The sequence below is a fragment of the Streptomyces sp. SBT349 genome, from assembly GCF_001083795.1.
In the GTDB taxonomy this organism is placed as follows: domain Bacteria; phylum Actinomycetota; class Actinomycetes; order Streptomycetales; family Streptomycetaceae; genus Streptomyces.
Genome location: NZ_LAVK01000426.1, coordinates 1 through 5418 on the forward strand (window position 1 = coordinate 1; position 5418 = coordinate 5418).

Sequence of the window (5418 nt, forward strand, 5' to 3'; positions counted from 1 at the left end):
GGGCGGTGGCGACGGCCGTCATGAGGCGCTCCCTTCGCCGAACGGGTTGCGGGTGCCGAGGAGTTCGGTGAGCGCGGACCGGATGGCGGCGACGCCCTCGGCGGGGGTGACCGAGCCCATGGCGGCGGCGGACAGGTGCACGCCGACATCGGTCTGCACGCGCGAGGAGGTGCCGCAGAACCAGGCGGGCGGGTCGAAGGCGGCGATGTCCATGGCGCCCCGGTACTCGGACTGCGGCTCCATCGCCAGGTAGGCGGGGTCCTCCAACACCGGGAGATACGCCGGGACATGACTGGCCTCGGCCCAGGAGATGCTGTTGCGCACCAGCCAGGAGATCAGCGTGTGGGCGGCCTCGTCGGCGGTGCCGCCCCGGCCGCCCTGGTGGGGCAGGACCAGGAGGTGCGACTCGGCCTGGGTGGCGGGCTGCCCGAAGAGGGTGGGGTAGGGCGTGGCGCCGAACTCGATCCCGGCGGTGGCGAAGTCGACGACCAGCCAGTTGCCGAAGAAGATGAAGCCGCCGCCGTTGACCAGATAGCCGACGAGGTCCTGCCCGGGGATGGCGTACTCGTCGGCGACCAGGCGGGCCATGAACGCGAGCACCTCCTCGGCGCGGTCGTCGTCCAGGGTGATCTCGGTGCCCCCGTCGTCGAGGATGGTGCCGCCGGTCTGGGCGTAGAGGCCGACGAAGGTCCACCAGCACTCGCCGGGCATCAGCGCGTTCCAGCCCAGCGGGGACTGCCCGATGACCTCGCGCACGGCGTCGAGGGCGGCGAAGAACGCCTCGGTGCCCTCGATCGGGATCAGCCGCCCGTCGCCGTCGAGCAGCCCGGCCGTCTCGCAGGCCGGGCGGTTGTAGTAGAGGACGGAGGGGTGGATGTCGAGCGGCAGGCCGTACAACTGGCCGTCGATGGTGGCCCGTTCCCACAGCGTGGGGTTGAAGTCCTCCTGGAGAACGCCGTTCTCCCGCAGCAGGTCGGTGTCGAGGGGGTCGAGGAGGCGGCCGGGCGCGAAGCCCGCGAGGCGGCCCAGGTGCAGGACCCCGACGTCGGGGGCGCGCCCGCCGGCGCCCGCCATGGCCAGCTTGGTGTAGTAACGGTCGCCCCAGGCGAGGGTGGTGTCCTCGACCTCGATGCCGGGGTGCTCGTCGCGGAAGCGCTCCAGCATGGCGCGCATGTTGGCGCCGTCGCCGCCGCTGAAGAGGTTCCAGAACTGGATCCTGTTGCCGCCGCCGGCGAGCGAGGCGGGTGAGCCGCAGGCGGCCGTCCCGCCGAGCGCGGTCAGCGCGCCCAGCGCGGCGGTGGAGCGCAGCAGGGTGCGGCGGCTGGGTCGGTGCAGAAAGGGGCTCGGGCTCATCCCCGCGTCTCTCGTTCGGAATATCGAATGCCGGTCGTATCTCCGGACGGGAAACGTATGGGGGCGCCCCTCACGAGGTCAACAGTTACGACAGCACTCCCCGGAAAGTTCTCGGGGAGCGCTGTCGTGCGGCTGCCGCGCGCCTACTGCCCGGCGATGCCGGTGTGCGCGACGCCGCGCACGATCTGCCGCTGGAAGAAGACGAAGACGATCAGCAGCGGCAGCCCGCCGATGATCACCGACGCCATCACCTGGGCGTAGCGGACGCCGTAGGTGGACTGGACGTTGACGAGGCCGACGGGCAGCGTCATCGCGTTGGGGTCGGTGGTGACGAGGAACGGCCACAGGAAGTTGTTCCAGGTCTGGATGAACGTGAAGATCGCCACGGCCGCCAGCACCGGCCGGGACAGCGGCATCACGATCTGCCAGAACACCCGCCAGCGCCCGGCGCCGTCCACATAGGCGGCCTCCTCCAGCTCGCGGGGCAGCCCCTCGAAGAACTTCACGAGGATGAACACCATCGCGGGCGTCGCGATCTGCGGCAGGATCACGCCCCAGTAGGTGTCCACCAGGTTGAGCGCGACCATCTCCGCGAACAGCGGCGCGATGAGCACCTGCGGGGGGACCATGATCCCGGCCATCACCAGGCCGTAGAGCAGCTTGCGGCCCCGGAACTCGGTGCGGCTGAACCCGTAGGCGGCCATGGCCGTCAGCACGACGGTGAGCAGCGTGGTCATCGAGGCGATGTAGGCGGTGTTGAGCATCCAGCGGGTCAGGTCGCCCGACTCCCACACCTGCTCGTAGGCGTGGAACGTGATCCGCGAGCCGAGCCAGTTCAGCCCGGTGTCGGTGGTCTCGTCCTCCGGCTTGAGCGAGGTGGCCAGCGCCCAGGCCAGCGGCAGCACCCACAGCACGGCGAGCACCAGCGCGCCGGCCAGCAGGGCCACGCGCCCCCGGGTCCAGCGCGCCTTCCGCCCGCCCCCGTCCTCCTCGTCCCCCGGCCTGATGGCCCGTCCCACCGCACGCACGGCGGTCATTGCACTGGTCATGAGTTCTCCTCCCGCGAACGGCGGGTCAGCCGCAGGTGGATGAGCGAGACGATCACGATCAGCGCGAAGAAGATGTACGAGATCGCCGAGGCGTAACCGATCCGGTAACCGGTGAACCCGGTCTGGTAGACGTACTGGAGGATCGGCCGGGTCGAGTCGTCGGGGCCGCCGCCGGTCATGATGTACACCTGGTCGAAGATCTTCAGCGAGTGGAGCAGCTGAAGCACCAGCACCACGCCCGTCGTCCTGCTGAGCATCGGCAGGGTGATCGTGCGCAGCCGCTGCCAGGAACCGGCCCCGTCGATCTCCGCCGCCTCGTAGAGGTGCCGGGGGATGGCCTGGAGCGCGGCGAGGTAGAGCAGGAAGTTGAAGCCGACCGTCCACCACACGGTGGTGATGACGATCGACAGCATCGCGTAGCGGGTGTCGGTCAGCCAGCCGATCTCCGGCTGGAGCCCGAAGGCCGCGAGCAGCTGGTCCGCGAAGCCGAAGTCGGACGGGTAGATCACCCACAGCCAGAGCAGGCAGACCACGCCGGACGGCAGCAGGAACGGCGCGAACCAGCTCAGCCGCCACAGCCAGCTGACGAACCGCAGGTGGTGGGCGAGCAGCGCCAGCACCAGGGAGATCACGACCAGCGGCACGGTGGACAGCAGCGTGAACCAGACCGTGTTCCACAGCGAGGACCACACGTCCGGGTCCTTGAGCGCCTCGGCGTAGTTGTCCAGGCCGATGAAGTCCGACTGGGTGCCGGCGATGTCGTCGTTCCCCAGGCTCATCCTGACGCCCCAGATCAGCGGGACGACCAGGAAGGCGGCGTAGACCAGGAGGAAGGGGCCGGTGAACGCGAGCCCGTGCTCGCTCCAGTGGCGGCGTATGCCGCGCGGCGGCGCCGGCGGGCGGGACGGCGGGGCCACGGACCCACCGACACCGCCGCGCGGCTGCCGGGCTGTCGTCGTCATGTGCTCTCCCCGAACGGGCTTGGCGTGTCAAGAAGGTCCTGGAGCCGGGACCGCGCCTCCTCCAGGGCGTTCTGTGGGGAGCGCGAGCCGGTGAGGACGCCGGAGAAGACGGCGCCGAGCTCCAGCCACATCGAGGAGGCCGAGCCGGCGAACCAGGCCGGCGGGTCGAGGGCCACGTCGTCGATCACCGAGCGGTACGAGGACTGCGGTCGCATGGCCAGATAGTCCGGCTCCTCCAGCGTGGGCAGATAGGCCGGGACATGGCCGCCGGCCGCCCAGTCGACGGAGTTCTTCAGCATCCAGGCCACGAACTCGTGGGCGGCCTCGTTGGCCCGCCCGCCACGGCCGTCCTGGTTGGGCAGCACGAACGAGTGGCAGTCGGCCTGGGCGGCGCCGCTGCCGAAGACGTTGGGCACCCGGGCCATGGAGAACGGCAGCCCGGTGTTGGTGAAGGTCGAGACCTCCCACTCCCCGTTGAGGAAGAACCCGGTCTCCCCGGCCGAGAACACGCCGACCGTGCCCTGGTAGTCGACGCGCGGCACGATCAGCCCCTCGTCGCCGAGCATCCGCATGTACTCCAGGACGTCCAGCATCTTGGCGTCGTCGATGGTGATCGTCGCCCCGTCGTCACTGAGCAGCGTGCCGCCGGTCTGGGCGTAGAACGTGGAGAAGATCCGCCAGGGGCCGACCGTGTCCGCGCCGAGCGTCTCGATCACCAGCCCCGGCTGCCCGGTGACCTCGCCCGCCGCCCGTATCGCCGCGGTGAACTCCTCGCGCCCCTCGATCGGTCGGATCACGCCGTCGCCGTCGAGCAGCCCGGCCCGTTCGCACACGTCGGTGTTGTAGTAGAGGACGATCGGGTGCGTGTCCAGCGGCACCGCGTACTGCTCGCCCTCGACGGCGCCGCGCGCCCACAGGTTCTCGGGGAAGTCGGCGGGCGTGACCCCGAACTCGGCCAGCAGGTCCAGGTCGAACGGGTTCAGCAGCCGCCCGGGGGCGAACCCGGTGAGCCGCGCCATGTGGAGCACGGCGACCTCGGGGGCCCGGCCGCCCGCGCCCGCCATGCCGAGCTTCGTGTAGTAGGGGGCGCCCCACTCCAGGGTGGCGTCCTCCAGATAGGTGTCGGGGTGGCTCTGCCGGAACGCGTCCAGCATCGCGGCCATGTTGACGCCGTCGCCACCCCCGAAGAGGTGCCAATAGCGCAGCTGGGTCCGGCCCGAGCCCCCTGGGCTCGGCGCGGAACACCCGGCCGCGCCCGCGGCGGCGAGCGCCCCGAGACCCGCGAAGGAGCCGAGCAGCCTGCGGCGGCTCGGGCCCGGAGGTGGCAGGGATGATCGATTCATGCGGCCCGTCCTCGTGATTCGTAATCCCGAACGGGGATCGGAGTTACGAACGAGAACGTAGGTGCGGGGCATGCCCGGGTCAACGGTTGTGCGGAGACCTGAGAAACTTTTCAGGCCAAGGGCGCGGCCCGCCCCGGGATCAGACCGCCGGATCGGCCAGGTTCACGATCATCTTCCCGGTGTTCACGCCGCGCAGCATGCCGATGAACGCGTCCACCGCCGACTCGATGCCCTCCACCACCGTCTCGCGGTACCGGAGTTCGCCCGAGGCGAGCCAGCCCGCGACCTCCTCGGTGAACCGCGGGAGCAGCGCCGCGTGGTCCGCGACGAGCATGCCCTCCAGGCGGAGCCTCTTGCCCACCGCCACCGCGAGGTTGCGGGGCGCGGCGGGCGGATCGGCGTCGTTGTACTGCCCGATCATTCCGCACAGCACGGCCCGCCCGTGCGTCTTCAGCGCGGAGAGCGCGGCCTCCAGGTGATCGCCGCCGACGTTGTCGAAGTACAGGTCGATGCCCTCGGGGGCGGCGGCGGCCACCTGCTCGGCCACCGGCCCGTCGCGGTAGTTGAACGCCGCGTCGAAGCCGTACTCCTCGATGAGCAGCCGGACCTTCTCCTCCGAGCCCGCGCTGCCGATCACCCGCGCCGCGCCCTTGATGCGCGCGATCTGCCCGGCCCGGCCGCCCGCGCCCGCCGCCCCCGAGACGAAGACCA

Annotated in this window: 5 protein-coding genes; all 5 read right to left on the bottom strand. The window is 70.7% G+C overall.

Features of this window, described 5'->3' with window-relative positions; genetic code table 11:
* Positions 1-18 precede the first annotated feature (18 nt).
* Complete coding sequence (locus ADY01_RS31895) at positions 19-1353, bottom strand: extracellular solute-binding protein (RefSeq protein ID WP_049580214.1); 1335 nt, start codon at positions 1351-1353, stop codon at positions 19-21.
* A 143-nt stretch (positions 1354-1496) separates the two neighbouring features.
* Complete coding sequence (locus ADY01_RS31900) at positions 1497-2390, bottom strand: carbohydrate ABC transporter permease (protein ID WP_049580215.1); 894 nt, start codon at positions 2388-2390, stop codon at positions 1497-1499.
* 8 nt (positions 2391-2398) lie between these two features.
* Complete coding sequence (locus tag ADY01_RS31905) at positions 2399-3364, bottom strand: carbohydrate ABC transporter permease (protein WP_049580216.1); 966 nt, start codon at positions 3362-3364, stop codon at positions 2399-2401.
* Positions 3361-4707: an extracellular solute-binding protein gene (locus ADY01_RS31910; RefSeq protein WP_199826358.1), complete on the bottom strand. Its 1347-nt coding sequence runs from the start codon at positions 4705-4707 to the stop codon at positions 3361-3363. Before ADY01_RS31910 ends, ADY01_RS31905 begins: the two co-directional genes overlap by 4 nt.
* A gap of 139 nt (positions 4708-4846) precedes the next feature.
* On the bottom strand, positions 4847-5418 hold a 572-nt coding region (locus ADY01_RS31915), incomplete at its 5' end, for an MDR family NADP-dependent oxidoreductase (protein ID WP_049580217.1).

What these genes read in the sequence shown, in the direction of transcription:
- ADY01_RS31895 (WP_049580214.1), bottom strand. Translation starts at nt 1,353, where the DNA reads ATGAGCCCGAGCCCCTTTCTGCACCGACCCAGCCGCCGCACCCTGCTG.
- ADY01_RS31900 (WP_049580215.1), bottom strand. Translation starts at nt 2,390, where the DNA reads ATGACCGCCGTGCGTGCGGTGGGACGGGCCATCAGGCCGGGGGACGAG.
- ADY01_RS31905 (WP_049580216.1), bottom strand. Translation starts at nt 3,364, where the DNA reads ATGACGACGACAGCCCGGCAGCCGCGCGGCGGTGTCGGTGGGTCCGTG.
- ADY01_RS31910 (WP_199826358.1), bottom strand. Translation starts at nt 4,707, where the DNA reads ATGAATCGATCATCCCTGCCACCTCCGGGCCCGAGCCGCCGCAGGCTG.